The organism is Luteimonas deserti, from assembly GCF_013425765.1.
Taxonomy (GTDB): Bacteria; Pseudomonadota; Gammaproteobacteria; order Xanthomonadales; family Xanthomonadaceae; genus Luteimonas; species Luteimonas deserti.
Map to the genome: position 1 here is coordinate 217,530 of NZ_JACCJZ010000020.1, position 25,660 is coordinate 243,189.

23 protein-coding genes and 2 tRNA genes are annotated in these 25,660 nt (G+C 68.8%); 18 read left to right on the forward strand and 7 right to left on the reverse strand.

The genetic code is table 11. From position 1 onward, the window contains the following. Positions 1-18: 18 nt before the first annotated feature. Positions 19-825 carry an N-formylglutamate deformylase gene (gene hutG / locus H0E82_RS13545; RefSeq protein ID WP_425600346.1) on the forward strand — a complete coding sequence of 269 codons (807 nt, stop codon included), beginning with the start codon at positions 19-21 and terminating at the stop codon, positions 823-825. Between the two features lie 78 nt (positions 826-903). Here the strand turns inward: hutG and parE are convergent, their stop codons facing one another. Continuing rightward, positions 904-2,793 carry a DNA topoisomerase IV subunit B gene (parE, locus tag H0E82_RS13550; protein ID WP_180545979.1) on the reverse strand — a complete coding sequence of 630 codons (1,890 nt, stop codon included), beginning with the start codon at positions 2,791-2,793 and terminating at the stop codon, positions 904-906. 300 nt (positions 2,794-3,093) lie between these two features. Between parE and H0E82_RS13555 the strand changes: the two genes are divergently transcribed. The 9 genes from H0E82_RS13555 to truD all read left to right on the forward strand — a co-directional run bounded on the left by H0E82_RS13555 (position 3,094) and on the right by truD (position 10,823). Continuing rightward, entirely contained in the window at positions 3,094-3,390 is a 297-nt protein-coding gene (locus H0E82_RS13555) for a hypothetical protein (RefSeq protein WP_180545980.1), read from the forward strand. Positions 3,391-3,527: 137 nt separating this feature from the next. Further along, complete coding sequence (pyrG, locus tag H0E82_RS13560) at positions 3,528-5,231, forward strand: CTP synthase (RefSeq protein WP_180545981.1); 1,704 nt, start codon at positions 3,528-3,530, stop codon at positions 5,229-5,231. Next, entirely contained in the window at positions 5,228-6,061 is an 834-nt protein-coding gene (gene kdsA, locus H0E82_RS13565) for a 3-deoxy-8-phosphooctulonate synthase (protein ID WP_180545982.1), read from the forward strand. Before pyrG ends, kdsA begins: the two co-directional genes overlap by 4 nt. A gap of 193 nt (positions 6,062-6,254) precedes the next feature. Then, on the forward strand, positions 6,255-6,773 hold the full coding sequence (locus H0E82_RS13570) for a hypothetical protein (protein WP_180545983.1): 519 nt from the start codon (positions 6,255-6,257) through the stop codon (positions 6,771-6,773). Positions 6,774-6,818: 45 nt separating this feature from the next. Continuing rightward, entirely contained in the window at positions 6,819-8,105 is a 1,287-nt protein-coding gene (eno, locus tag H0E82_RS13575) for a phosphopyruvate hydratase (RefSeq protein ID WP_180545984.1), read from the forward strand. A gap of 25 nt (positions 8,106-8,130) precedes the next feature. After that, positions 8,131-8,469: a cell division protein FtsB gene (gene ftsB / locus H0E82_RS13580; RefSeq protein ID WP_180546570.1), complete on the forward strand. Its 339-nt coding sequence runs from the start codon at positions 8,131-8,133 to the stop codon at positions 8,467-8,469. Beyond that, positions 8,466-9,161, forward strand: coding sequence for a 2-C-methyl-D-erythritol 4-phosphate cytidylyltransferase (gene ispD, locus H0E82_RS13585; protein WP_180545985.1), 696 nt, complete (start codon positions 8,466-8,468; stop codon positions 9,159-9,161). The genes ftsB and ispD overlap by 4 nt, the downstream gene beginning before the upstream one ends. Positions 9,162-9,237: 76 nt before the next feature. Next, positions 9,238-9,729, forward strand: coding sequence for a 2-C-methyl-D-erythritol 2,4-cyclodiphosphate synthase (ispF, locus tag H0E82_RS13590; RefSeq protein WP_180545986.1), 492 nt, complete (start codon positions 9,238-9,240; stop codon positions 9,727-9,729). Continuing rightward, complete coding sequence (gene truD, locus H0E82_RS13595) at positions 9,726-10,823, forward strand: tRNA pseudouridine(13) synthase TruD (protein ID WP_425600354.1); 1,098 nt, start codon at positions 9,726-9,728, stop codon at positions 10,821-10,823. The genes ispF and truD overlap by 4 nt, the downstream gene beginning before the upstream one ends. 436 nt (positions 10,824-11,259) lie before the next feature. On the opposite strand, the gene H0E82_RS13600 is transcribed toward truD, so the two are convergent. Next, positions 11,260-11,928 carry a response regulator transcription factor gene (locus H0E82_RS13600; protein WP_180545988.1) on the reverse strand — a complete coding sequence of 223 codons (669 nt, stop codon included), beginning with the start codon at positions 11,926-11,928 and terminating at the stop codon, positions 11,260-11,262. A gap of 122 nt (positions 11,929-12,050) precedes the next feature. On the opposite strand from H0E82_RS13600, the gene H0E82_RS13605 reads away from it, so the two are divergent. The 8 genes from H0E82_RS13605 to H0E82_RS13640 all read left to right on the forward strand — a co-directional run bounded on the left by H0E82_RS13605 (position 12,051) and on the right by H0E82_RS13640 (position 19,867). After that, a complete protein-coding gene (locus H0E82_RS13605) occupies positions 12,051-13,886 on the forward strand; it encodes a D-(-)-3-hydroxybutyrate oligomer hydrolase (RefSeq protein ID WP_235974319.1) in 1,836 nt (611 codons plus the stop codon). Positions 13,887-13,943: 57 nt separating this feature from the next. After that, the gene (gene lexA, locus H0E82_RS13610) at positions 13,944-14,588 is read left to right on the forward strand and encodes a transcriptional repressor LexA (RefSeq protein WP_180545989.1); all 645 of its coding nucleotides are present in this window, start codon (positions 13,944-13,946) and stop codon (positions 14,586-14,588) included. A 184-nt stretch (positions 14,589-14,772) separates the two neighbouring features. Then, positions 14,773-15,804 carry a recombinase RecA gene (gene recA / locus H0E82_RS13615; protein WP_180546572.1) on the forward strand — a complete coding sequence of 344 codons (1,032 nt, stop codon included), beginning with the start codon at positions 14,773-14,775 and terminating at the stop codon, positions 15,802-15,804. After that, on the forward strand, positions 15,782-16,363 hold the full coding sequence (locus H0E82_RS13620; protein ID WP_180545990.1) for a regulatory protein RecX: 582 nt from the start codon (positions 15,782-15,784) through the stop codon (positions 16,361-16,363). The genes recA and H0E82_RS13620 overlap by 23 nt, the downstream gene beginning before the upstream one ends. A 164-nt stretch (positions 16,364-16,527) precedes the next feature. Then, positions 16,528-19,173, forward strand: coding sequence for an alanine--tRNA ligase (gene alaS / locus H0E82_RS13625; RefSeq protein ID WP_180545991.1), 2,646 nt, complete (start codon positions 16,528-16,530; stop codon positions 19,171-19,173). A 157-nt stretch (positions 19,174-19,330) separates the two neighbouring features. Continuing rightward, positions 19,331-19,543 (forward strand): carbon storage regulator CsrA, encoded by a 213-nt coding sequence (csrA, locus tag H0E82_RS13630; protein WP_180545992.1) that lies wholly within the window; start codon positions 19,331-19,333, stop codon positions 19,541-19,543. Between the two features lie 52 nt (positions 19,544-19,595). Then, a tRNA-Ser gene (locus H0E82_RS13635) sits at positions 19,596-19,688 on the forward strand. A gap of 102 nt (positions 19,689-19,790) precedes the next feature. After that, a tRNA-Arg gene (locus tag H0E82_RS13640) sits at positions 19,791-19,867 on the forward strand. A 583-nt stretch (positions 19,868-20,450) separates the two neighbouring features. Here H0E82_RS13640 and H0E82_RS13645 read toward each other — a convergent pair. From H0E82_RS13645 to H0E82_RS13665, 5 genes are all read right to left on the reverse strand, one after another. Continuing rightward, positions 20,451-21,734 (reverse strand): nucleotide sugar dehydrogenase, encoded by a 1,284-nt coding sequence (locus H0E82_RS13645; RefSeq protein WP_328797039.1) that lies wholly within the window; start codon positions 21,732-21,734, stop codon positions 20,451-20,453. A 64-nt stretch (positions 21,735-21,798) separates the two neighbouring features. Continuing rightward, positions 21,799-22,644, reverse strand: a complete 846-nt coding sequence (locus tag H0E82_RS13650; RefSeq protein WP_425600347.1) for an alpha/beta hydrolase family protein — start codon at positions 22,642-22,644, stop codon at positions 21,799-21,801. Then, positions 22,641-23,453 (reverse strand): bifunctional hydroxymethylpyrimidine kinase/phosphomethylpyrimidine kinase, encoded by an 813-nt coding sequence (gene thiD / locus H0E82_RS13655; protein WP_180545993.1) that lies wholly within the window; start codon positions 23,451-23,453, stop codon positions 22,641-22,643. The genes H0E82_RS13650 and thiD overlap by 4 nt, the downstream gene beginning before the upstream one ends. A gap of 40 nt (positions 23,454-23,493) precedes the next feature. Then, positions 23,494-24,174, reverse strand: coding sequence for a YoaK family protein (locus H0E82_RS13660; RefSeq protein WP_180545994.1), 681 nt, complete (start codon positions 24,172-24,174; stop codon positions 23,494-23,496). A gap of 77 nt (positions 24,175-24,251) precedes the next feature. Continuing rightward, complete coding sequence (locus H0E82_RS13665) at positions 24,252-25,652, reverse strand: PhoH family protein (protein ID WP_180545995.1); 1,401 nt, start codon at positions 25,650-25,652, stop codon at positions 24,252-24,254. Between the last annotated feature and the right edge of the window lie 8 nt (positions 25,653-25,660).

Below are 25,660 nucleotides of genomic sequence, written 5' to 3' on the forward strand. Positions count from 1 at the left end.
CGCCCTACAATGGCCCCCATGCGCGACACCCTGTTCGACCTCCACCGCGGCACAGCGCCGCTGCTGATCAGCATTCCGCACAACGGCACCCGGGTGCCTGACGCGCTCGTCGCGCGGCTGACCGACGAGGCGCGGCGGGTGCCCGATACCGATTGGCACGTTGCCGAGCTCTATGCCTTCGCGCGTACGCTCGGCGCATCGGTGCTGGTGCCCTCGTACTCCCGTTACGTGATCGACCTCAACCGCTCTGAGGACGACCTCTCGCTCTACCCCGGCCAGAACACCACCGGGCTGTGCCCGGTGGTCCGCTTCGACGGGGGGAAGGTCTACCGCGACGGACAGGCACCGGCGCCGGACGAGATCGCGACGCGGGTGGACACCTACTGGCGCCCCTACCACGCCGCGTTGTCGGACGAGCTGGCGCGGCTGCGCGCGCGCCATGGCCGCGTGGTGCTGTGGGAGGCGCACTCGATCCGCGGCACCCTGCCGTTCCTCTTCGATGGACGGCTGCCTGACCTCAACCTCGGCACGGCAGGTGGCGCCAGCTGCAGTCGCGCGCTGCAGGCGCGACTGGTGGGGGTGCTGGAGGCGCAGTCGGGATTCGACGCGGTCGCCAATGGACGCTTCAAGGGGGGCTTCATCACCCGCCACTACGGGCGGCCCGACGCCAGCGTCGAAGCGGTGCAGCTGGAGATCAGCCAGCGCTGCTACATGGACGAGGTCACGTTCGCATGGGACCAGGCCCGTGCGGACGCGTTGATCCCGTTGCTGCACAGAATGCTCGCGGCGGCGATCGACCACGCCGGGGGCGGGCCGCCCGGCTGATCACGCACGGATCCGGGCCCGGGACGTGGCGCCCGGCGTCGGGTGCGTCGCCATGACATCGGGCGCCTGCAGTCGCGCTCAGACCTCCAGTGTCGCGAGATCGCCCTTGGTCTCGAGCCAGGCCTTGCGATCACCGGCGCGCTTCTTCGCCAGCAGCATGTCGACCAGCGAGCGCGTCAACACGTCGTCGTCGACGGTGAGCTGCACCAGACGACGTGTATCGGGATGGATCGCGGACTCGCGCAGCTGCGAGGGATTCATCTCGCCCAGACCCTTGAAGCGGGTCACGTTGACCTGGCCCTTGATCTTCTCGCGCTCGATCTTCTCCAGCAGCAGGCGCTTCTCTTCCTCGTCGAGCGCGTAGAACACCTGCTTGCCCACGTCGACGCGGAACAGCGGCGGCATCGCGACGAAGATGTTGCCGGCTGCGACCAACGCCGGGAAATGCTGCAGGAACAAGGCGCACAGCAGCGTGGCGATGTGCAGGCCGTCGGAGTCGGCGTCGGCCAGGATCACCACCTTGCCGTAGCGCAGGCCGGAGATGTCCTCCTTGCCCGGATCGCAGCCGATCGCGATCGCCAGGTTGTGCACTTCCTCCGACGCGAGCACCGAGGTGCTGGCGACTTCCCAGGTATTGAGGATCTTGCCGCGCAGCGGCAGGATCGCCTGGAAATCCTTGTCGCGGGCCTGCTTGGCGCTGCCGCCGGCCGAGTCGCCCTCGACCAGGAACAGTTCGGTGCGCGAGAGATCCTGGCTGATGCAGTCGGCCAGCTTGCCCGGCAGCGCCGGACCCTGCGTGACCTTCTTGCGGACGATCTGCTTCTCGGTCTTGAGCCGCGCGCTGGCGCGGTCGATCGCGAGCTGGGCGATCTTCTCGCCCAGATCCGTGTGCTGGTTGAGCCACAGGCTGAAGGCGTCGTGCGCGGCGCCTTCGACGAAGCCCGCGGCCTGACGCGACGACAGTCGCTCCTTGGTCTGGCCGGAGAACTGCGGGTCGGTCATCTTCATCGACAGCACGAAGGCGACGCGGTCCCAGACGTCTTCCGGCGCCAGCTTGACGCCGCGCGGCAGCAGGTTGCGGAAGTCGCAGAACTCGCGCAGCGCGTCGGTGAAGCCGGTACGCAGGCCGTTGACGTGGGTGCCGTGCTGCGCGGTCGGGATCAGGTTGACGTAACTCTCCTGCACCAGCTCGCCATCGACCACCCAGGCGACCGCCCAGTCGACGGTCTCGGTGTCTTTCTTCAGCGCACCGACGAACAGCTCCGGCGGCAGCAGTTCGCGCTCGGCCAGTTCGCCCTTAAGGTAATCGCGCAGTCCGTCCTCGAACAGCCACTGGTCGCGCTCGCCGGTGGCTTCGTCGAGCAGGGTGACGGTCAGGCCGGGGCACAGCACGGCCTTGGCGCGCAGCAGGTGGCGCAGGGCGCGCACGCTGAACTTCGGGCTGTCGAAATACTTCGGGTCGGCCCAGAAGCGCACGCGGGTGCCGGTGTTCTTCTTGCCGACGGTGCCGACGACTTCCAGCGGCGTGGCGCGGTCGCCGTTCCGGAAGGTGATGCGGTGCTCGCTGCCGTCGCGCTTGATGTGCACTTCCACCAGCGTCGACAGCGCATTGACCACGCTGACGCCGACGCCGTGCAGGCCGCCGCTGAAGGTGTAGTTCTTGTTGCTGAACTTTCCGCCGGCGTGCAGGCGGGTGAGGATCAGCTCGACGCCCGGGATCTTTTCTTCCGGGTGGATGTCGACCGGCATGCCGCGGCCGTCGTCGGACACCTCGCAGCTGCCGTCCTTGAACAGCGTTACGGCGATCTCGCGGGCGTGCCCGGCCAGCGCTTCGTCGACGGCGTTGTCGATGACTTCCTGCGCCAGATGGTTCGGGCGCGTGGTGTCGGTGTACATGCCGGGGCGGCGCTTGACCGGATCCAGGCCGGAGAGGACTTCGATGTCGGCGGCGTTGTAGCGGGTGTTCATGCGTGCCCGGAGCGGAAAGACCGGCGCATGTTAAAGGAACTGGGTCGCAGGGTCTGATTCGCACCTTCCGGGCACAAAGCGCGCCGCGACAGCATGTAATCGCTTGCAGTTCCGTTAAGCCTCCGTCAGGCCGCCGTAAGAGGGCCGTTGTTCAGTTCGCGGCCGGGGAGAGATGGCTAGGTTCCATCCGTCGGCGGCGGTTTGTCGCTCGATGCAGGACCGGCCCCATCCCCCGACCGGTGGCCGCCTGCCTGATCCCTTGTCGGTCCTGCCGACATCACAGGTTCCATGGAGAGTCCAATGAAGACCCGCAACGTGCTGTTCGCCGCCCTTGTCGCTACTGCATTCGCCGCCCCGGCCATCGCCCAGGATGCCACCACCGAGCAGCAGGTCCGTGCCGCCCAGGCCGCCGCCCAGCAGGCCGAGACCGATGCCCAGACTGCAGAGGCCGCGGCCCAGGCCGCCGAATCGGCTGCGGTCGAGAGCACCTACGCATCCGACGCCCTGAACGAGGCCTACGACGCGCAGGCTGAAGCCGCGCAGCAGGCCGACGAGGCTGAGGAGGATGCGATGCAGGGCGAGGACGATCCCGCCTGACGCCAGCCACCCGGCATGATCGACGGAACGCCCCGGCCCGCCGGGGCGTTCCCGTATCTGCGGCTCCACGCACGGCCCATCGGGCGCACGGCGTCCCCAGCCTGTAGAATGGGGCTTTCCAGCGACCCGCTGTGCCCATGACCCTGCCCAACAGTTCCGTCACTCCGCTCGTGTTCGTCACAGGCGGCGTGGTCTCTTCCCTCGGGAAAGGCATCGCGGCCGCGTCCCTCGCGGCCATTCTCGAAGCCCGCGGCCTTCGGGTGACGATGATGAAGCTCGATCCCTACATCAACGTCGATCCCGGCACGATGAGCCCGTTCCAGCACGGCGAGGTCTATGTGACCGACGACGGCGCGGAAACCGATCTCGATCTCGGCCACTACGAGCGCTTCATCAATGTGCGCCTGTCGGGCAAGAACTCGATCACGACCGGCAAGATCTACGAGAGCGTGATCCGCAAGGAGCGCCGCGGCGACTATCTCGGCGCGACCGTGCAGGTGATCCCGCACATCACCGATGCGATCAAGCGCGCGATCGACGAGGCCACCCAGGGCTTCGACGTGGCGCTGGTCGAGATCGGCGGCACGGTCGGCGACATCGAGTCGCTGCCGTTCCTGGAGGCCATCCGCCAGATCCGCACCGACCGCGACAGCGAGAAGGCGCTCTTCATGCATCTGACCCTGGTGCCCTACATCGCCGCCGCCGGCGAGCTGAAGACCAAGCCCACCCAGCATTCGGTCAAGGAGCTGCGCTCGATCGGCATCCAGCCCGACATCCTGCTGTGTCGCAGCGAGCAGCCCCTCCCCGACAGCGAGCGGCGCAAGATCGCCTCGTTCACCAACGTGTCCGAAAAGGCGGTGATCTCGGCCGTGGACCTCGACAACATCCACAAGATCCCGATGTGGCTGCACGCCCAGGGGCTGGACCAGCTGGTGGTGGAACGCCTGCGCCTCGACGGGCGCGCGGCGCCCCACGCCGACCTGTCGGAATGGCAGGCGGTCGTCGATGCGGTCGAGCATCCGGTCGACGAGGTCGCCATCGCCGTGGTCGGCAAGTACGTCGACCACAAGGACGCCTACAAATCCGTCGGCGAGGCGCTGAAGCATGGCGGCATCCGCCAGCGCACCCGGGTCAAGCTGAAGTGGATCGAGTCGCAGGACATCGAGCGCGACGGGGCCGCCGCGTGGCTCGGCGATGTCGACGGCGTGCTGGTGCCCGGTGGCTTCGGCGACCGCGGCTTCGAGGGCAAGGTGCTGGCCTCGAAGCACGCACGTGAAAGCGGCCTGCCGTATTTCGGTATCTGCTACGGCATGCAGGCGGCGGTCGTCGATGTGGCCCGCCACGTCGCCGGTCTCGAAGGCGCCAACAGCACCGAGAACGACAAGCAGTCGCCGCATCCGGTGATCGGCCTGATCACCGAATGGCGCACGCAGACCGGGGAAGTGGAGCGTCGCGACGAGAAGAGCGACCTCGGCGGCACGATGCGCCTGGGCCTGCAGGAGCAGCGCCTGAAGCCCGGCACGAAGTCGCGCGAGGTGTATGGCCAGGACGTCGTGGGCGAGCGTCACCGACACCGCTACGAGTTCAACAATCGCTACCGCACCCAGCTCGAGGACGCGGGCCTGGTCATTTCGGCCAAGTCGATGGACGATCTGCTGGTGGAGATGATCGAACTGCCGCGGCACTCCTGGTTCATCGCCTGCCAGGCGCATCCGGAATTCCTGTCCACGCCGCGCACCGGCCACCCGCTGTTCGTCGGTTTCGTCGGGGCTGCGCGCGCGCGTCGCGCCACGACGGGTCGCCTTGAAGACGCCGCCCCGCTCAAGGAGGTCACTGTATGAAACTGTGTGGATTCGAAATCGGTCTCGACCAGCCCTTCTTCCTGATCGCCGGGCCCTGCGTGATCGAGTCCGAGCAGCTGCAGCTCGACGTCGCCGGCCAGCTGAAGGAGATCACCTCGGCGCTGGGCATCAACTTCATCTTCAAGTCGAGCTTCGACAAGGCCAACCGCACGTCCGGCACCAGCTTCCGCGGCCCGGGCATGGAAGAGGGGCTGCGCGTGCTGAGTGAAGTGAAGCGCCAGCTCGGCGTTCCGGTGCTCACCGACGTGCACGAATACACCCCGATGGACGAGGTCGCCTCGGTCGTCGACGTGCTGCAGACGCCGGCCTTCCTCGTGCGCCAGACGGATTTCATCAAGAAGGTCTGCGCGGCCGGCAAGCCGGTCAACATCAAGAAGGGCCAGTTCCTGTCGCCGTGGGACATGAAACCGGTCGTCGAAAAGGCCAAGTCCACCGGCAACGACCAGATCATGGTCTGCGAGCGCGGCGCGAGCTTCGGCTACAACAACCTGGTCAGCGACATGCGCAGTCTCGCGGTGATGCGCGAGACGGACTGTCCGGTCGTGTTCGACGCGACCCATTCGGTGCAGTTGCCCGGCGGGCAGGGCACGTCCAGCGGTGGCCAGCGCGAATTCGTACCGGTGCTGGCACGCGCGGCGATCGCCGTCGGCGTGGCCGGCGTTTTCATGGAAACCCACCCCAAGCCCGAAGAAGCGCTCAGCGACGGCCCCAATGCCTGGCCGCTGGATCGCATGCGCGCGCTGCTGGAAACCATGCTCGAACTCGACGCCGTGACCAAGCGTGTCGGCTTCGCGGAAGCCGACCTCTGAGCGGTTGGGCGCCCTGGCTGGTCGCACCGGTACTGTGTGCGCTGGCGACCGCGCTGACCATCCGCAGCGCCCGTAACGCCGTGTCGTCTGCGGATCGGGACGGCTTGGCCTTGGATAGCCGGGCGAACACCTCTGCTTCTGAATTTCCCGACGTTGCCGAAGCGCATGCGCGTCAGACGCGCTCGGAATCGTGATGCGACGGGCGATCCCGACCTGGATGCTGTGTGCGCTCATTCTGGCGCCGTTGTCGTCGATTGCGTGCTCCTGGGGTGATCCTTCTCGTCGGCTCCAGGATGAAATTCGCGGTTACTACAACGCTGATGTGGTGTTTCTCGCGCGTATCCGGACACTCGAAGAACGGCCTCCTGCCGGCAGCCAACGCTTCTGGACGGCGGTCGCGACGTACGATCTCCTCGAGACCTATCGAGGCGTGCCAGCCCGCAACGGCGTCCTTGCGTCCGAAATGAGCTTCAAGCCCGGGGTCGATGGCGTTCCGCCGAACTCCTGCATCGGGGGCGCTCTTCCTGCTGGCAGCGAAGGTGCACGTATGTTGGTGTTCGCCTCACGCCTGGATCAGGCGAGCCCGACCGCGCACTACAGGATCGACCGGTTCAACTCCTTGCGGATCGACAATTGCGTGGGCTGCAATGACGTCCTGGAACGGATGCGTCTGTATAGCAAGGCCGAGCACGTCCCGCTGACGCAGAATTAGAGTTGTCTTTCGTCTCTTCCCTCGACCCTGAGAGCTTTTTCGACCATGACCGCCATCGCCAAGATCCATGCCCGCGAGATCCTCGACTCCCGCGGCAACCCGACCCTCGAAGCCGAAGTGACGCTGGAAGACGGCAGCTTCGGCCGTGCGATGGTGCCGTCCGGCGCCTCGACCGGCGCCCGCGAAGCAGTGGAGCTGCGTGATGGCGACAAGACGCGGTATCTGGGCAAGGGCGTGCAGAAGGCGGTGGGCAACGTCAACGGCGCGATCGCCGATGCGCTCAAGGGCTTCGACGCCGCCGACCAGGCTGGTCTCGACAAGCGCCTGATCGATCTCGACGGCACCGAGAACAAGGGTCGCCTCGGCGCGAACGCGCTGCTCGGGGTCTCCATGGCGAATGCGCATGCGCTCGCCGCGTCAAAAAAAATCCCGCTGTGGAAGCTGCTGGCCGGTGATCGCGCGCCGGTGCTGCCGGTGCCGATGATGAACATCATCAACGGCGGCGCGCATGCCGACAACAACGTGGATTTCCAGGAATTCATGGTGCTGCCGGTCGGCTTCTCGAGTTTTTCCGAGTCGCTGCGCGCGGGCACCGAGATCTTCCACGCGCTCAAGTCCGTGCTCAAGGGCCACGGCCTGAGCACGGCAGTCGGCGACGAAGGCGGCTTCGCGCCGGACTTCCGCAGCAATGTCGAAGCGCTCGACACCATTCTCGAGGCGATCGGCAAGGCCGGCTACGCCGCGGGCGAAGACGTGCTGCTGGGCCTGGATGTCGCATCGAGCGAGTTCTTCGAGAACGGCAAGTACCACCTGGTCGGCGAGAACAAGCGCCTGACCGGCGAGCAGTTCGTCGACTTCCTCGCCGACTGGGCCGCGCAGTACCCGATCATCACGATCGAGGACGGCATGGCGGAGGACGACTGGACCGGCTGGAAGCAGCTGACCGACCGCATCGGAAGCAAGGTGCAGCTGGTCGGTGACGATCTGTTCGTCACCAATCCGAAGATCTTCAAGGAAGGCATCGATTCGGAGACCGCGAACGCGATCCTGATCAAGGTCAACCAGATCGGCACGCTGACCGAAACGCTCGAGGCGATCGCCATGGCGGATGCCGCGGGCTATGCCGCCGTCGTGTCGCATCGCTCCGGTGAGACCGAAGACACGACGATCGCCGACATCGCGGTCGCCACCACGGCCACGCAGATCAAGACCGGCTCGCTGTGCCGCAGCGACCGCGTCGCCAAGTACAACCAGCTCCTGCGCATCGAGGAGGCCCTGGGCGCGAACGCGCGGTACGCCGGCCGCGATGCGTTCGTGTCCCTGAAGCGCTGAGCGGGGAGCGACCGGCCCGATGCGCGTGCGCGCGTTCCTGCTCATGCTGCTGGGCCTGGCCGGCCTGCTGGCGTGGCTGCAGTACAGGCTGTGGTTCGGCGTCGGCGGCACCACCCAGGTGGACGAGCTGCGCGGACGCGTGGAAGCGCAGGCCCGTCAGAACGAGGGCCTGCAGCAGCGCAACGATGCACTTGCGGCCGAAGTGGCCGACCTCAAATCGGGCGAAGCGGCCATCGAGGAGCGCGCGCGAGGTGAGCTGGGCATGATCAAGCCGGGCGAAACGTTCTATCGGGTGGTCGACGACGCCCGCATCGCGCCCTTGACCGCCGGACAGGGCGGCAGCACTGCGGAGCCCGTGCCGTGACCTGGGCGATCGTGCCCGCCGCCGGCCGCGGCACGCGCTTCGGCGGCGATGTGCCCAAGCAATACCTCGAGGTCGCGGGTCGCAGCGTGCTGGCGCATACCCTCGACGCACTGGCATCGCACTCCGGAATCACCGGCCTGGTGCTGGTGCTGGAGGAGGGCGCGGCGCCGGAGTCCGCGTTCCGGGCGGATGGGACGCTCGGACGCCCCTGTCTGATCACGGCCGGTGGGGCGAGCCGCGCCGACTCCGTGCTCGCCGGGCTGGCCGCCTTGCCGGACTCCGTGCGTGCCGACGAGTTCGTTCTCGTCCACGATGCCGCGCGTCCCAACCTGGCGCACGCGGATCTGGATGCCCTGCTCGAACGCGGCCGCGCCGATCCCGTGGGTGCGATCCTCGCGGCGCCGGTACGCGACACGCTCAAACGCGCGGGCGACGATGGCGGCATCGACGGCACCGAGCCGCGCGAGCGTCTGTGGCGGGCGCTGACTCCGCAGCTGTTCCGCCGCCTGCAGCTCACGCGCGCACTCGAGGCCGCCGCCGCAGCCGGCGTCGCGGTGACCGACGAGGCGATGGCGATGGAGCGGCTCGGCGCGCGCCCGTTGCTGGTGGAAGGCGCGGACGACAACTTCAAGATCACCACGCCGGCCGATCTGGCCAGATTCGCGTTCGAGCTCGCGCGCCGGACGCACTGACCGGGCCCGCGGGGCGTGCGTGGCAGCGGCGCAAGGCCGGCACAATGCTTTTTTTTCTTCGAGTAGAGCGAACGCGATGTCTGCAATTCCCAGTTTCCGGATCGGCCAGGGCATCGACGTCCACGCCTTCGGCGATGGCGACCACGTGATGGTCGGTGGCGTGCGTATCGCGCACGGTCGAGGCGTGTTGGCGCACAGCGATGGCGACGTCGCACTGCATGCGTTGTGCGATGCCATGCTGGGCGCACTGGCGTTGGGCGACATCGGCGTGCATTTCCCACCCGGCGACGACCGCTGGAAGGGCGCCGACAGCCGCGTCCTGCTGCGGCACTGCAAGGCGCTGCTCGCCGCGCGCGGCTGGCAGCTGGGCAATGCCGATATCACGGTGATCTGCGAGCAGCCGAAGATCGCGCCCCATGCCGGGGCCATGCGCGCGGCGATCGCGTCGGATCTCGGTCTCGAGCCCGATCGCATCTCGATCAAGGCCACCACCAGCGAGCGTCTCGGCTTCACCGGCCGCGGCGAAGGCATCGCGGCGCAGGCGGTATGCCTGCTCGTGCCGGCGTGACCGACGCCGAGGCAGCGCCCCGGGCGCATGGTGAAGCCGTCCTCGCGGCCACCATCCGCCAGGACGCCGAGGATTTCCGCGTCGACGAGCTCGATGCCTTCGAGCCCAGCGGGGCCGGAGAACACCTGCTGCTGACGATCGAGAAGCGCGGCATGAACACTGCCTTCGTCGCCGGGCTGCTGGCACGCTGGGCGGGCGTGGCGCCTGCCGCGGTGGGCTATGCGGGACTCAAGGATCGCCATGCCGTCACCACCCAACGCTTCAGCGTGCAACTGCCCGGTCGCGCCGATCCGGATCCAGCGGCGCTGGAGTCCATGGCCCGCGGTGACGGGCAGGCCTTGCACGTGCGCGCCGCGTGCAGGCACGCACGCAAGCTCCCGCGTGGTGCGCTGGCCGGCAACCGCTTCGCGTTGACCCTGCGCGATGTGCGCGGCCGGACGGACATGATCGATGCCCGTCTTGCAGTGATCGCCGCGCGCGGTGTTCCGAACGCATTCGGGGAGCAGCGCTTCGGCCATGCCGGTGGCAATCTCGAGAAGGCGCTCGCCATGTTCGCCGAGCCCCGGCGGCGGATCGCTCGCGACCAGCGGGCCATGCTGTTGTCCGCGGCACGCTCTGCCGTCTTCAACCGGGTGCTGGAGTCGCGCGTGCGTGCCGGCGACTGGGATGCCGGGCTCGATGGCGAGGTGTGGATGCTCGACGGCTCGCGCAGCATCTTCGGGCCAGAACCGGACGCGGCGCGCGCGGCGCTCGACGCGCGAGCGGCGGCGCACGACATCCACCCGACGGCGCCGCTGTGGGGCAGGGGCACGCTGCGGACCACCGGCACCGCGCTCGCACGCGAGCTGGCCGCCCTCGACGAACCCAGGATGCTGTCGCTTCGCGCAGGCCTGGAGCAGGCCGGCCTGGCCCAGGACCGGCGCGCGACCCGGCTGCTGGCGGCCGACCTCGCCTGGGACTGGCTGGACCCGCATACGCTGGCCTTGGCGTTTTCGCTGCCTGCGGGCTGCTATGCCACGAGCGTGCTCGCGGAGCTCGGCACGATCCGGAATGCCGCCGGTCGGCTGACCGATGAGGCGCCGACGGACGGCTGAGCAGACGGACGCTCCAGGGTGTATAGAGAAGCTCCTGCCGTGTCAGCAAGGGAGCAGCTTCATGAGAATCTCGGGACATCGCCTGAGCGCGGCGTTTGCGCTCATCGCCCTGGTGACGGCGTGCGCGAGTCAACCGACCCGGCCATCGGCCACGGTAGCGCCCTCGTCGGGATTGATGGTGCAGGATGGCACCTACATGGCGGCCGTCGAACGCAAAGCGCGTCGGAACGGACTCCAGATCCAGTGGATCAACCCACCCCAGCGACGGGTCGCGCCCGCCACCGAGCAGTAGTCGGCTTGCCCCGAGCAACTTTTCCGAAGCGGCCGGCGCGCGTGCGTCGAGATGGAACCGGGCTCGCGCGTCCCGGTTCTGCCGTGGGATGAGCCCGAGGGCATCTCCCGCCTGCTGAGCGCGAGCCGCCTGTGACCGCGGCGCTCAGTCCGCGGTCACGCGCTGCGCAGGATCGTTGATCTCGAGCCGTCGGAGGATCACGCCCGCATGGGTGCGGTTGCGTGCGCCGAGCTTGTCGAAAATCGCCGACATGTGCGCCTTGACGGTGCGCTCCTGCACGTCGAGTCGGTCGGCGATCTGTTTGTTGAGCAGGCCCTCGGCCACCAGCGAAAGCACACGGAACTGCTGCGGCGTCAGGCTGGCCAGGCGCGCGGCGAGTTCCGTGTCTTCCGGCGCCGAGCAGGCGCGTGCGACGGCGCCTCGCAGCGCAGGCGGCAGCCAGTGTTCGCAGGCCAGCACACTGCGGATCGCCGCCCGCAACTCGTCCAGTCCCGCGCTTTTCGGGATGTAGCCTGCAACACCGTGATCCAGCGCGCGCCGGACCACGCGCGGATCCTCGTTGGCCGAGACCAGCACCACCGCCACCGCTGGAAACTGTGCGCGGATCGCCGCCAATCCGGCCAGGCCGTGGTTGCCCGGCATGTGCAGGTCCAGCAGAACCAGATCGACGTCGTCTTCCGCTTCGAGCTGGGCGAGCACGTCTGCCAGCGTTTCCGCCTCGCGCGTGACCACGCCGGGCGCCGCGTCGTCGGCAGCGGCGCGCAGCGCGGCGCGGAACAGGGGATGATCGTCGGCGATGAGCAGCTTGGGCATGACGGGTGTCCACATGCCACCGCCGGTGGGCGGGAAGCGCAGCCACGATAGCAGGGCCGCCGGGCCCCGCCGTGGTACCAAAGTACGATGGGCACGCGACGTCGCACTGCTACCGTTCCGGCATGGCCAACCGTCTCCTGCGCATCTGCGCGCCCGCGCTCGTTCTCCTACTGCCGGCCTGCGTCGGCCTGTCCCACACTGCCGGCCCGCCGTCCGCGATGACCACCGACTTCCAGCACCCCCGCAGTTCGATCCATCGCGGCGCCGACGACCTGTTGACGGCAGGTCTGGGAGCCGAGGGGCTGCGGTCGATGGCGCCGCCGGCATTCGCCGATCCGGCCGCTGCGACCCCGACCGAGGCGAGGCGGCGCGCGATCTGGTCGAACTGGCGCGGCATCGCCGACCTGTCGCCGGCGGGTGGCTACGGCACGCTCTACGGCAGCACGGTGGCCGTGCCGGGGCGCGAATTCCAGGCGCTGGCGACCGTGCCGGGCGCGCAGCATCCGCATCGGGTCATGGTGCAGATTCCAGACGCGTTCGACCGCGCGGCGCGCTGCGTGGTGGTCACCGCGTCCTCCGGCTCGCGCGGCATCTATGGCGCGATCGCGGTGGCGGGCGCGTGGGGCCTGCCGCGCGGGTGCGCGGTCGCCTATACCGACAAGGGCGCGGGCACCGACTACGTCGACCTCGACGCGGCGACAGGATTCGCGGTCGACGGCACCGTGACTGCACGCCCCGCCGAGGCGGCTTTCCACATCGATGCGCCCGGCGCCACCGGTGTGGCGGTGAAGCACGCGCACTCCGGCGACAACCCGGAAGCGGACTGGGGCCTGCACGTGCGACAGGCAGCCGAGTTCGCGCTTCGTGCGCTCGATGAGGCGCTGCCCGATGCCGCGCCGTTCGACTTCGCGAATACGCGCGTCATCGCGGTCGGCCTGTCCAACGGCGGCGGCGCCGTATTGCGCGCGGCCGAGCTCGGTGGAGACTGGCTGGATGCCGTGGTTGCGGGTGAACCCAGCGTCCACGTCGAAGCGAGCGGTGCGCGCACGCTGTACGACTACGCCACCGAGGCCGCCCTGTTGATGCCGTGCGCCCTCCTGGCAGTGGACGATCTTCCGCAGCCGCCGGTTGCTGGGCAAATGGCGCCAGTGTGGGCGGCTCGCTGCGCCACGCTGCGCGAGGCGGGCCTGGTCGAGGGCGGGGATACGCCCGCGCAGGCGCGGTCCGCGCGCGACCGGATGGAGGCGGCCGGCTGGACCGGACCCGCGCTGCGCGCGGGCGCGCTGTCGGTGGGCTTCGATCTGTGGCGATCCGTGGCCGTGACCTATGCGTCGGCCTACGGCCGCTTCGGCTTCGACGCACACCCCTGCGGCTACCGCGTTGCCGCACTGGACGCGTCGCTTGCGCCACGGCCGGCCACGTCCACGGAGCGCGCCGGCTGGTGGAGCGACGGCAGCGGCATTCCGCCCGGCGCCGGCGTGGGAATCGTCGATGCCCGCGCGGCCGGACCGGACCCGGCGTGGCCCGGGCTGCGATGTCTGCGGGCCTTGGTCGCAGGCGACAGCGAAGCGGCCCGGCGCGTGCAGACCGGGGTTTCCGCGACGCGCGCGGGCCCGCCGCGGGTCGGACTGCCCGTGGTCGTGGTCCACGGCATCGACGACGGCCTGATCCCGATGGCATTCAGCAGCGTTCCCTACGTCGATGCAGCCCGTGCAGCGGATCGCGACGTCCGTTTCTGGCAGGTGGAGAACGCCCAGCATTTCGACGGCTTCCTCGCGCTGCCGGACTATGGCGCGCGCTATGTCCCGCTGTTGCCGTACATCTACGCAGCGCTTGATCAGGTCACGGCCTACCTCGACGGCGAAGGCGCGTTGCCCGCGGACGCGCGGATACGCACGCGCCCCCGCGGCGGGGCCACCCTGGACGCATCCCACCTCCGGGTGCCGCCGGCCGACTGAGCCCACGACACCCGGACATACTTGCGACGGAGCTGGTTAGTAGTAATACTACTAACCATGGACATCTCCGCCACCCAGCGCGCCATCCTCGACATGATCGGGGACCGCATCGAACACGAAGGCATGCCGCCTTCGCAGAGCGAAATCGCGCGGGCATTCGGCTTCAGCGGAGTTCGGGCGGCCCAGTACCATCTCGACGCCCTGGAGGCCGCGGGTGCGATCGAGCGCCTGCCCGGCCGGGCCAGGGGGATCCGCCTGCGGGTGGCACTGGAACCCGCGCAGCAGGCCCTGGCGCTGTCGCAGTCCCACGCCGGTGACGCCCTGCGGCTGCCGGTGCTGGGCCAGGTGGCGGCCGGTCTGCCGATCGGCGCCGACATCGGATCGGACGACTATGTCGTGCTCGATCGCGTGTTCTTCTCGCCGTCGCCTGACTATCTGCTCAAGGTCAAGGGCGATTCGATGCGCGACGAGGGCATTTTCGAAGGTGACCTGATCGGCGTGCACCGAACCCGCGACGCACGTTCCGGCCAGATCGTCGTCGCCCGTCTGGACGACGCGATCACGGTGAAGCTGTTGAAGATCGGCAAGGACCGGATCCGCCTGCTGCCGCGCAACCCCGACTACGCGCCGATCGAGGTCCTGCCCGACCAGGACTTCGCCATCGAGGGCCTGTATTGCGGTCTGGTGCGGCCGAACCGGTGAGTCGGATCGCTGCCCACCGCTGCCGCGGCGTTTCCCGACCGGCCTGCGTCCCCTTCGCCAATGACCGGCCCACGCGTCCGGGCCTAGCGTCCTGGTTGCCACGCCACCGCGTCGCAGCCTGTGCGAACGGCTGCTGCGACGATGCCGTCATCACTCCGGAACACGAATGACAAGGACCACCACGATGGACGAGAACAAGAAGCGCGCGCTCTCCGCAGCCCTGAGCCAGATCGAGAAGCAGTTCGGCAAGGGCTCGGTGATCCGCATGGGCGACCGCGTATCGGAAGTGGTTCCAGTGATCCCGACCGGGTCGCTGCAGCTCGACCTCGCGCTCGGCATCGGCGGCCTGCCGCGCGGCCGCGTCATCGAGGTCTACGGTCCGGAATCCTCGGGCAAGACCACGCTGACCCTGCAGACGATCGCGCAGTGCCAGAAGATGGGCGGCGTCGCGGCGTTCATCGACGCCGAGCACGCGCTCGATCCGACCTACGCGCAGAAGCTCGGCGTCAACGTCGAGGACCTGCTGGTCTCGCAGCCCGACACCGGCGAGCAGGCGCTCGAGATCGCCGACATGCTGGTCCGTTCGAACTCGGTCGACATGGTCGTGATCGACTCGGTCGCCGCCCTGACGCCGCGCGCCGAAATCGAAGGCGAGATGGGCGACCAGCTGCCGGGCCTGCAGGCCCGTCTGATGAGCCAGGCGCTGCGCAAGCTGACCGGCAACATCAAGCGCAGCAACTGCATGGTGTTCTTCATCAACCAGCTGCGCATGAAGATCGGCATCATGATGCCGGGCCAGAGCCCCGAGACCACGACCGGCGGCAACGCGCTGAAGTTCTACGCCTCGGTCCGCCTCGACATCCGCCGCATCGGCGCGATCAAGAAGGGCGACGAGATCATCGGCAACCAGACCCGCATCAAGGTCGTCAAGAACAAGATGGCGCCTCCGTTCAAGCAGGTCGTCACCGAGATTCTCTACGGCGAAGGCATCAGCCGCGAGGGCGAGCTGATCGACATGGGCGTGGAGGCCAAGCTGGTCGAGAAGGCCGGCGCCTGGTACAGCTGCGGCGACGAGCGGATCGGGCAGGGCAAGGAGAACGCCCGCCAGTACCTCAAGGACAACCCGGAGGTCGCGGCCCGTCTCGAGGCAGGCATTCGCGAGCGGCTGCTGCCTGCCGCGATCGCGATCGCGGATGCGGACGAAGACGCCGAGTGAGGCCGCCGCGCTCGTCGATGCCCGGGGTATCGAACCCGGGCCGGTCGACGAGGCGGATGCAGGCGCGGACAGCGGGTCCCGGGCGCGGCGCCGGCGGGGCGAGGCGACCCCGGCCCAGCGGGCGCTCGCTCTGCTGGTCCGACGCGAGCACTCGAGGCCCGAGCTGCAGCGCAAGCTGATCGCGCGTGGAGTCAGCGACGACGCGGCGGAAGCTGCCGTCGCGACGATGGTTGAAGCCGGCTGGCAGGACGATGCCCGCTTCGCGGCCAGCCTGGCCCGGGCCCGGGTGATGGCCGGCTACGGCCCGATCCGGATCGAGGCCGAGCTCGGCACCCACGGTCTCGGCGCGGACGTGGTCGCCGGTGCCTTGCAGTCGATCGAAGAGGACGGGGATGCCGACTGGCCGGCCCGTGCGCTGGATCTGCTCGAACGACGCTTCGATGCGGGCGTTCTCGCAGGCGACGTCGCGAGCCGGCGCAAGGCGGGCGATTTCCTGATACGTCGGGGGTTCGGCGCCGAGGTGATGCGCAACGCGATCAGGCGGTTCTGCGGCCGCTGATCGCGCGGCGGGGACGCGGGTCCCGCGTGCGCCGAGCGGCCCAGGGCGGGCCGCGAAGCGCCGCGGCCTGCTACCCTTTGCCGATTGGGCGACAGCTTCGGGCCGATGCCGCCACACGGCGGTGCGGAACGCGGCGCATGCCCGTTTTCGTCAACGCCAGGCCTATGACCACGCACGCTCCGACCAGCACCGCGCAGATCCGCGCCGACTTCATCGCGTTCTTCAGGGACAAGGGGCACACGATCGTGCCGTCCGCGCCGCTGGTCCCGGGCAACGACCCGACGCTGCTGTTCACCAACTCGGGCATGGTGCAGTTCAAGGACGTGTTCCTGGGCGCCGAGAAGCGCAGCTACGTGCGCGCGGCCGACGTGCAGCGCTGCCTGCGCGCCGGCGGCAAGCACAACGATCTCGATTCGGTGGGCTATACCGCGCGTCACCACACTTTCTTCGAAATGCTCGGCAACTGGTCGTTCGGCGACTATTTCAAGAAGGACGCCATCGCCTGGGCCTGGGAGTTGCTCACCCAGGTGTGGAAGCTGCCGGCCGAGCGCCTGCTGGTCACGGTCTATCACACCGACGACGAGGCCTACGTGCTGTGGCGCGACATGGTCGGCATTCCCGAAGACCGCATCGTGCGCATCGGCGACAACAAGGGCGCACCGTTCGCTTCGGACAATTTCTGGCAGATGGCCGACACCGGGCCCTGCGGTCCGTGCACCGAGATCTTCTACGACCACGGCGCGCACATCGCCGGCGGTCCGCCGGGCTCGCCCGACGAAGACGGCGACCGGTTCATCGAGATCTGGAATCTGGTCTTCATGCAGTTCGACAAGCAGGCCGACGGCAGCCTGCTGCCGCTTCCGGCGCCGTGCGTCGATACCGGCATGGGGCTCGAGCGCCTCGCCGCGATCCTGCAGGGCGTGCACAGCAATTACGAGATCGACGTCTTCCAGGCGCTGATCCGCAAGGCGGCCGAGCTCACCGGTACGCAGGACCTGGAGAACAAGTCGCTGCGCGTGATCGCAGACCACATCCGCGCCTGCAGTTTCCTGATCGTCGACGGCGTGCTGCCCTCGAACGAGGGCCGCGGCTACGTGCTGCGTCGGATCATCCGCCGTGCGCTGCGCCACGGGTGGATGCTGGGCGTGCGGCAACCGTTCTTCCATTCGATGGTCGAGACCCTCGATGCCGTGATGGGCGAGGCCTATCCGGAACTGCGGATCAAGCGCGAGCTGGTCGAGCGCGCGCTGCGTGCGGAGGAGGAGCGCTTCGCCGAAACCCTCGATGCGGGGATGCGGATCTTCGACGAGATCGCCACGCGCAGCCTGGGCACGATCCCCGGCGAGGACGCGTTCCGCCTGTACGACACCTACGGGTTCCCGCTCGATCTGACCGCCGACATCGCGCGCGAGCGTGGCCTCGACGTCGACATCGCCGGCTTCGACGCGGCCATGCAGCGCCAGCGCGAGACGGCGCGCGCCGCCGGCAAGTTCGCGTCCGGCACCGGGCTGCCGGCCGATCTCGTGGCCCAGCTGTCGCCGACCGTGTTCGACGGGTACCACGCTACGACGGCGCAGGGCCTGCAGATCGTCGCGTTGCTGCGCGACGGGCGGCCGGTGGACGCGATTGCCGCCGGCGATGCTGCAGTGGTCATCCTCGACCGCACGCCGTTCTACGCCGAATCCGGCGGTCAGGTCGGTGATACCGGCGCGCTGGACGCGGAAGCGGTCCGGTTCGAAGTCGACGACACGCTCAAGCTGGCCGGCCAGTTCCACGGTCATCTGGGCCGTCTGGTCGCCGGGGGGCTGCGCGTGGGCGATCGCCTCGCCGGTGCCGTCGACCCCGAGCGACGCGCGACCATCGTGCTCAACCACAGTGCGACCCACCTGCTACATGGCGCGCTGCGCGATCTTCTCGGTACGCATGTCGCGCAGAAGGGCTCCCTGGTCGCACCGGACCGGCTGCGCTTCGACTTCTCGCATTTCCAGCCGGTCACGGCGGACGAGCTCGGCGAGATCGAACGGCGGGTCAATCGCGAGGTCCGTGCCAATCACCCGGTGTCGATCGAGCAGATGGACATGCAGGCGGCGCTCGATTCGGGCGCCATGGCGCTGTTCGGCGAGAAGTACGGCGAGTGCGTGCGCGTGGTGACGATGGGCGAGTCGGTCGAACTGTGCGGCGGCACCCACGTCGACCGCACCGGACGCATCGGCCTGTTCAAGCTGGTGTCCGAGGGGGGCGTCTCCTCCGGCGTGCGCCGGATCGAGGCGCTGACCGGCCAGGCGGCGCTCGATCATGTGCGCGGAGAAGAAGACCGCCTGCGTCACGCTGCCGGCCTCCTCGGCGGCACCGCGGCCGATGTCGGCGATCGCGTGCGCGCGCTGATCGAGCGGCAGAAGCAGCTCGAGCGGGAGCTCGACGCATTGAAGGCCAAGGCGGCGAGCGGGGCCACGTCCGACCTCGCCGGCACTGCGGTCGATGTCGGGGGCATCAAGGTGGTCGCCGCGCGCATCGAGGGCCTTGATGCCAAGGCCCTGCGGGATGCGGTGGACCGGATCAAACAGCAGCTCGGCGACGTCGTGGTGGTCCTCGCCGGGGCCCAGAACGGCAAGGCCGCGCTGGTCGCTGGAGTCGGGGGGGCCGCGGCCGGAACCGTACGTGCGGGTGAGCTCCTGTCCGAGATCGCAGGGCGCATCGGCGGCAAGGGCGGCGGTCGTCCCGACCTCGCGCAAGGCGGCGGCGACGACGGTCCGGCGCTACAGGCTGCGCTGGCCGACGTGGCAGGCTGGGTCGCGGCGCGAAGGGGATAAGCGGGCGCTAAATATCTTCCCGCGCCGGTTGACCGCGTGGGTTCCAGGCGACATCCTTTCCGCTTCTGACTGGCCTGTAATCGGTATCCACGGTCGAGAGCGGTCCGAGTTGCAGTCCATGCCGACAGGAAGTCTCCGTCGGCCCGAGGAGAGTTCTATGTTGATTCTGACCCGCCGCGTCGGGGAGACGCTGATGATTGGGGACTCCGTCTCCGTGACCGTGCTCGGCGTCAAGGGCAACCAGGTGCGTATCGGCATCAATGCCCCCAAGGATGTCGCCGTGCATCGCGAGGAGATCTACCAGCGGATCCACCGCGAAGGTGCCGACGAGCACGCCGAGGCGACAGAGGATTTGCCGCAGGCGAGGTGACCCGGTATCCTTCGCAGCTCGCCGGATGCCGATGCATTCGACGAGTTGCTTCGGAGAGTTGCCCGAGTGGCTGAAGGGGCTCCCCTGCTAAGGGAGTATGGGGCTTAAAACTCCATCGAGGGTTCGAATCCCTCACTCTCCGCCACTGTCGGTTTAGGTCGTTTTTCCTCGCGGAATCATCGAAATAAATTCGGCAGAGCGGTTGACGAAATGTTCGTTCTTCTGCAAAATTCCGCTTCTGTTCCACGCGCCCGTAGCTCAGTTGGATAGAGCACCAGGCTACGAACTTGGGGGTCGGAGGTTCGAATCCTTCCGGGCGCGCCAGAACACTCAGGAAAGCCAGCGATCCCTCGCTGGCTTTTTTGTTGCGTGCGGTGTCGCGCAGGCGCGGCGCGCACCGCTGCCCTGGCTGCATCCGTGCGGCGTGCGATCGCGTCGCCTGCGGCCGCCGCTGGGTCCTCGGTCACGCCGATGGTCCGCATGCGAAGCCGGCGCCTGCGGACGCTTCGTCGACATCCCGGTCTGCCGCATCTCAGGCGCATGTGCATCGCCATGGAGCTTGCGCGACGGAGATGCCACGGTTCGTGCCGACGGCACGGGGAAGGTCGAGAATGGCGCGGCGTTCGGGGCTGCGCTCGGCCATGCCGCGCTGACGTCGTTTCGCGCACGGCGGGCCTGCGCTGCGGCCGCACGCGCGTCCAATGCCGTTGTGGCGACAGGGCGAATGCCGGCGCCTTGCGACACGGTCACGCGCTGCCTGTGAAATCGGGCTGCCTCCGGCCACGCGTGTACGCGCCCGGCTGCGCGCCGGAGGTTGGATGTCAACGCGATTCCAGATGTCCGGTGGACACGTCGCCGCTCGGGGGCTGGCGCGGGCGGCGACAGCCGTGTCTCGCGCCGGGCCGGCTCAGAGTCGCGCGTCGGCCTCGGCCAGAACCGCCTTGACGTCGAACAGCACGGCGCCGGGCTTGCCGTAGCCGCGGATTCCCGCGCTGCCGAGGGCGACGAACTGCGCATGCGGTACCGCCAGGATCATCGCGTCGTAGCGGCCGTGCTCCGGCGTGTCCACCAGCGAGAGTCCATGCTCGGCCTGGGCATAGGCAGGTGCCACCCATGGGTCGTGCACATCGACCTCCACGCCGTAGCTGCGCAGTTCGGCGATCACGTCGACCACCCGTGTGTTGCGCAGGTCCGGACAGTTCTCCTTGAACGCCAGACCGAGGACCAGCACGCGCGCGCCGGCGGTCTGCAGGCCGCGCTGGTGCATCAGTTTGACCACGCGCTGGGCGACGTGCAGGCCCATGCTGTCGTTGATGCGGCGGCCGGCCAGGATGACCTCGGGGTGATAGCCGATCGCCTGGGCCTTGTGGGTGAGATAGTAGGGATCGACCCCAATACAGTGCCCGCCGACCAGTCCCGGCCGGAAAGGCAGGAAGTTCCATTTGGTGCCGGCCGCCTCGAGAACTTCATGGGTGTCGATGCCGAGGCGCTCGAAGATCAGGGCGAGCTCGTTGACCAGTGCGATGTTGACGTCGCGCTGGGTGTTCTCGATCACCTTGGCGGCTTCTGCCACACGGATGCTCGATACCCGATGCGTGCCGGCTTCGATGATGTCGCGGTACAGCGCGTCGACGAATCCGGCCGAGGCGGGGCACGAGCCCGCGGTCACCTTCAGCGTGTTCTCGAGCCGATGCTGTTTGTCGCCGGGATTGATGCGTTCGGGGCTGTAGCCGACGTGGAAATCCTCGCGGAAGCGGAGTCCGGATGCCTGTTCGAGGATCGGGACGCAGATTTCCTCGGTCGCGCCCGGATATACGGTCGACTCGAAGATCACCACATGCCCCGCGCCGAGCGCAGCCCCCACCGCGCGGCTGGCGCTCTCCAGCGCGGAGAGATCCGGGCGCTTGTAGGCGTCGACCGGCGTCGGCACGGTGACGATGTGGACGTTGCAGTCCGCGAGCGCGGCGGCGTCGTCGCTGTAGCGAAGACGCGAGGCCGCGTGCAGCTCGTCTGCCGACAGTTCGCGGGTGTGGTCGTGGGCAGCCCGCAGGCCGTCGATGCGGTCGCGGTCGATGTCGAAGCCGAGCGTGGCGTGTTTGCGTCCGAAGGCCACCGCGAGCGGCAGGCCGACGTAACCGAGTCCGATCACCGCGATGCGGATGTCGTCACGTGCGGGCAGGGCTGCGGTCATTGATTTCGGTCACCGGAAAGCAGGGCCGGCGCAGTGTAGCGGACGTCGCGCGCGTCCCAGCGCCTCAGCCATCGCCTGCCAGCCACGCCGCGAGGATGTCCGGCCGGCTCATCCACGCGAAGTGGTCGGCCCGCACGCCCAGCGCGTTCGCGTCGAACGACCCGATTGCGGGCGATCTGCGCGTGTCGAGCTTGTCCAACAACACCTGCAACGACGACGCCGGGCCCAGCCAGTCCGCCTCGAGACAGGCTGCGCGCACGTCCACATCGACCCGCGCCAATGCCGCTTCCAGATCCAGCCCGAGACCGGCGGCTGCGTAGCGGCCGGTCAGGCCCGTGCGGCTCCAGTCAGCGATCACGCCGGGCGCCTCGTTTCCCGCGAAGCGCAGGCGGCGGCCCGGCAGCACGCCGCGCGTGCGCGCAAGCCAGGCCATGAAGCGGTACAGCGGAGGCAGTCCGTAGCGCTGCGGAGGCGGAAAGCCGCGCCAGTACGGTGCGCCACTCGCCACCAGCCACAGGGCCTGCGCGGCCCCCGGTTCGATCGCGAGCCGGCAGCAGGCCAGCTGGCCACCGAGGCTGTGGCCACCGATCACCCGCGCCACGTCGCCTGCGATTGTCGAGGCCCAACGCTCGCTGGCGGCGATGTCCAGCTCGAGCAGCTCGCGATAGCCCCAGTCCACGCCGCGTCCGGCGCGCAGGGCGCTCGATCCGATGCCCCGCCATTCGTGCAGGACCACCGCGATACCGCGCGCGGCCAGCCGTTCGGCGAAGGGGAGGTAGTGCTTCGCCGGGACGCCCATTGCAGGCAGCCAGAGCAGTGTCCGACGGGCGTCGTCCGGAACGCGCGCGATCAGCTCGAACCGGTGCCCGTCCCCGGCGACCACCGCGTCCAGACGGGGCTGCACCGTCACGCAGGACGTGCCGCGTAATGCGCGAGCACGCTCACCTCGCCGCGGCCCGGGCGATACGCGCCACGCATGGCCGCATGCACGTAGTCGATAGCCGCGCGGCAGGCCTCGGCGGCCGTGTCGCCCAGCGCGATGCGCGCGGCGATCGCCGACGACAGCGTGCACCCGGTGCCATGGCCGTCGATCGCCAGGCGTGGAGCGCGATGGACGAACCCGTCCGTGGCATCGCGATAGCGGTCGACCACGTGGTCGCCCTCGGCGAGGTGGCCGCCTTTGAGCAAGACGCCCTGTGCACCCAGTGCGCGCAATGCATCGAGCGCGCTGTCGGCGGCGGCGCCGTCGACGATCGCTGCGCCCAGCAGCAGTTCGGCCTCGGGGAGATTCGGCGTGAGCACCGTGGCGCGCGGGACCAGACGGCGACGGAGCGCATCCAGTGCATCGTCGTCCAGCAGCTTGGCGCCGGAGGTGGCGATCATCACCGGGTCGAGCACGAGCGGCACCCCGCCATGGGCGTCGAGGGCATCGGCCACTTCCGACACCACATCCGTGGTGGCGAGCATCCCGATCTTGACCGCACGGATATCGAAGTCGTCGAAACACGCGTCGATCTGGGCTCGCAGGAAGGCGGGCGGGGGCGCATGCACGGCGGTCACGCCGCGGGTGTGTTGCGCGGTCAGAGCGGCGATCGCCGACAGGCCATGCACGCCGTGCGTGGCGAAGGTCTTCAGATCGGCCTGGATGCCCGCGCCGCCGCCGGAATCCGAGCCGGCGATGGTGAGGACGGAGATGACGCGAGTCGGGTACGGGCTCATGCGCCCATTGTGCCTGCCGCGCCGGGGACGGCGCGACGCCTCAGCCCCGCGGGCGGGCCGACACGCGGCGCCACCGGCGATACGCCAGGTAGGCCAGCCCGGTTGCGCCGGTGAGCGCCGCGGGCAGAAGAAGTGCGTGGTATCCGATGCGTGAGAACAGCCAGGCACCTCCGAGCCCCCCGGCGAAGAAGCCGGCGATGACCAGTGCGCTCAGGGCGAGCCGCCGTGCGGGGACAGGACGGCCCCGGAGCCGGTGGCCCAGTCCAAGCCCGAGGTCGGTGAACATGCCGCTCAGATGCGTGGTGCGCACCAGCGCGCCGCTGTAGGTGGTCGCCATCGCGTTCTGCAGGCCGCAGGCCATTGCCGCGAGCAGGGCGCCGGGCACCGGGGCGACGTGGAACACCGGCACCGCTGCGACGAGCAGGATCGATTCCAGTGTCAACGCGACGCCGTAACGCTGGCCCAGGCGCAGCGCGTCGTCGTGCAGGACCAGTCCACTGACGGTGGCGCCCGCGCAGAACGCGAGCACGACCGCCAGCAGGTGGGCTGCAGAGCCCGGGTCGCCGTGCACCAGCGCCGCGCCGAGCAGACTGGTCGTCCCCGTGAGGTGGCTCAGGGCCTGGTACTCGAAGCCCAGATAGCCGACCACGTTGACCATCCCCGCCACGCAGGCGAGCAGTGCCGCGCCGACCACGGTCCAGCGCGGCAACCGCTCATCCATGCCGCGCGCGACCCGGTGCGAGGCACGCGGGTCTCGCGCCGCCTGCGCCGGCGTCGATCACGCCGCGCGATCCCCCGTCACAGCACCTCGGAAGCGAAGTCGGCCAGGCGCGAGCGCTCGCCCCGGCGCAAGGTGATGTGCGCGCTGTGCGCCCAGTGCTTGAAGCGGTCCACCGCGTAGGTGAGGCCGGACGTCGTTTCCGTGAGATAGGGCGTGTCGATCTGCTCGACATTGCCCAGGCACACGATCTTCGTGCCGGGACCCGCGCGCGTGACCAGGGTCTTCATCTGCTTGGGCGTGAGGTTCTGCGCCTCGTCGAGGATCAGATAGCGCGACAGGAACGTGCGCCCGCGCATGAAGTTCATCGAGCGGATCTTGATGCGCGAGGCCAGCAGGTCGTTGGTCGCCGCGCGGCCCCAGCTGCCACCGTCCTGGTTGTGGGTGAGCACTTCGAGGTTGTCGGTCAGCGCGCCCATCCACGGCGTCATCTTTTCCTCTTCGGTGCCGGGCAGGAAGCCGATGTCCTCGCCGACGCTGACCGTCGCGCGGGTCATGATGATCTCGCGATAGCGCTGCTGGTCCATCGTCTGCGCCAGGCCCGCGGCGAGTGCGAGCAGGGTCTTGCCGGTGCCGGCGGTGCCGAGCAGGGTGACGAAATCGATCTCCGGATCCATCAACGCGTTGAGCGCGAAGTTCTGCTCGCGGTTGCGCGCGAGGATGCCCCACACCGCATGCTGGTTGTGGCGGAAATCATCGACGATCTGCAGCGTCGCGCGCCCGTTCTCCACGCCGACGACGCGGAACTCGGACTCCTCGTCGCCGGGCAGGTAGAGGAACTGGTTCGGGTGCCAGCCGTCCTCCTCGTCCGCGGCCAGCTCGTAGAACGTGCGGCCGCGATCGGTCCAGGAGCGCAGGTCCTTGCCGTGCCGCGCCCAGAAATCCTCGGGCAACGCGGTGGCGCCGGTGTAGAGCAGGCTGAAATCGTCGAGCGCGCGGTCGTTCTCGTAGTCCTCGTTCGGTATGCCGGCGATGGCCGCCTTGATGCGCAGGTTGATGTCCTTGGATACGAACACCACCGGAAACTCCGGCTCGCTGCGCACGAGGTCGAGGATCGCGCCGAGGATGCGGTTGTCGGGCGCGACCGCGCCGAAGGACGCGGGATCCTCGGCCGGCACGGTGGTCTGGAAGCGCAGGCAGCCCACGCTCTGGGCGCCGCGCAACTGCAGGCCCTGCGGGCGGCGCAGCGGCAGCCCGGAGGCGATCGCATCGCTGCCGGCGGCCTCGATCAGCTCGTTGATGAAGCGGCTGACCTGACGCGCGTTGCGGCTGGCCTCGCTGGTGCCTTTCTTGCCGTTGTCGAGTTCCTCGATCACCTGCATCGGCAGATAGACATCGTGCTCTTCGAACTTGAACAGCGCGGTGGGATCGTGCATCAGAACGTTGGTGTCGAGTACGTAGACGCGCTTGCCTTGGGTCATCATCGGGA